The sequence below is a fragment of the Lysobacter antibioticus HS124 genome (assembly GCF_000336385.2).
Classification (GTDB): domain Bacteria; phylum Pseudomonadota; class Gammaproteobacteria; order Xanthomonadales; family Xanthomonadaceae; genus Lysobacter; species Lysobacter firmicutimachus.
In genome coordinates this window covers 16014-17443 of the sequence record NZ_HG424611.1, presented here as the reverse complement: position 1 = coordinate 17443, position 1430 = coordinate 16014, and the positions used below count along the sequence as shown (strand labels likewise).

Sequence of the window (1430 nt, the reverse complement as noted above, 5' to 3'; positions counted from 1 at the left end):
GGGGGGGGGGGGGGGGCCGATCCGGCGGCGGTTTCGCTTGCCGACGGCCTCGCCGGCCTGCGCGCTCGAATGGCAGGCCTTGCTGCACCAGAAGCAGCCGCGGCTATGAGGGTAGTGGCGTTGCGCGGTTTCCAGGGCGGTGACGCAGTGCCGGTGCAGGCCGAGTTCCTGGCGCACGAACGGCACGAACGGACAGTCGGCGCGATGCACTTCGTGCACGCCGTCGGGGCAGGGGGTGCGATTGACGTAGTAGCGATGCATGAGCGATTCCATTCCGGCGCGGCGCGCCCGGACGACAGGAATACGCCATCGGCATCGCAGCGCCTGCGACGCCGGCGATCGAGCGGAAAACGAAGGCACGCACCGGCCCGGGCGGCGACCGACCTCGCCATCCGGACCGGCGCGTGCCGGTTGCTCGACGGCCGCCGTCGGCGGCGTGTGCTCGAATTGCTGGACTCAGGGCTGGGCGATCTGAGTGGTGGTGTCGGCGGCCAGTTGCCAACGGCCGCGCTTGCGGACCCAGTTGGCGACGTCGATGCCGTGCAGGACGATGCCGGCCTCGGGCAAGGCGAACTCGATGCGGTCGGCGACGATCGCGCTGGAGCAGCCGTTGACCTGCTGCGAGAGCAGGGTGCGCTTGAACGTGTAGTTGCCGGCCATCACCGCGCGATAGAACGCGGCGATCGCAGGCTTGCCCTGGAACAGTTGGCCGCGGGTGTTGACCTGGATCGCGTCGTCGGCGAACGAGGCCATGAACGCGTCGAGATCGCGCTGCTCGAAGGCGCGGCCGGTGGCTTCGGACACGCGTTCGAGTTCGCGCAGGCAATGGCGGTGTTGAGCCGTCTCGACGGCGGCGCTCTGAGCCAGGCCGGTCAACGGCGCCAAGGCCAGCGACAGAGCGGTCAAACGCAGGGCGGTACCGGATGTCATCGTTGCGTTCCTCGTGTTCGGCGGGTGGTGCGATCACGGTATCGATCGCAGCGCGGCGAGGATGTGCGCCGGGCGACCGGAAAACTTGCCGGTGATCCTCGGCTGCATGTGCGGGTCCGGAACAGTTCCGCGCCGTGGCCGGCGACGGCCGCGCCGTCGGTTCCAGGCAATGCGGACGACAGACGAAGAGTCGCGTTGTGCGTCACGGCTGAGATTTGATGGGTCGCATGGAACGATCGTCGGCGCTGCTTATCGCGGTGTATCTCGCCCGCATCGCGGCGACCGTGCGCCGTTGGTGCTGCGCGTGCAGCAGCTCTCGATGAACTGAAACAGCGCCGAGAACGAAGCGCACGGCTCCCCGGCGCGCGCTGCAGGACGTCAATGTGCGTCTGCTGAGCGCCTTGAACGAGCGCTGCACCGGGCCGAAGAGTTGAGCCGCGGCGACGGCGGGCGCCGCGCGTGGCCTGCCGTCGCCGCGGCGGACCGGCGTCGCCGCGAAC

3 protein-coding genes are annotated in these 1430 nt (G+C 69.4%); all 3 read right to left on the bottom strand.

The window, feature by feature from the left end:
* Nucleotides 1-261, bottom strand: a 261-nt coding sequence (locus tag TX83_RS23565) for a hypothetical protein (RefSeq protein WP_186442683.1), incomplete at its 3' end; no start/stop codon positions are given.
* 195 nt (nucleotides 262-456) lie between these two features.
* Nucleotides 457-930, bottom strand: a complete 474-nt coding sequence (locus TX83_RS21645; protein WP_064750052.1) for a YybH family protein — start codon at nucleotides 928-930, stop codon at nucleotides 457-459.
* A gap of 202 nt (nucleotides 931-1132) precedes the next feature.
* Nucleotides 1133-1430 (bottom strand): hypothetical protein (locus TX83_RS23740; protein WP_222423807.1); only part of this gene is annotated, 298 nt, incomplete at its 5' end.

Bases quoted from the DNA above. Each gene is read 5' to 3' on its own strand.
- TX83_RS21645 (WP_064750052.1), bottom strand. From the start codon at position 930: ATGACATCCGGTACCGCCCTGCGTTTGACCGCTCTGTCGCTGGCCTTG.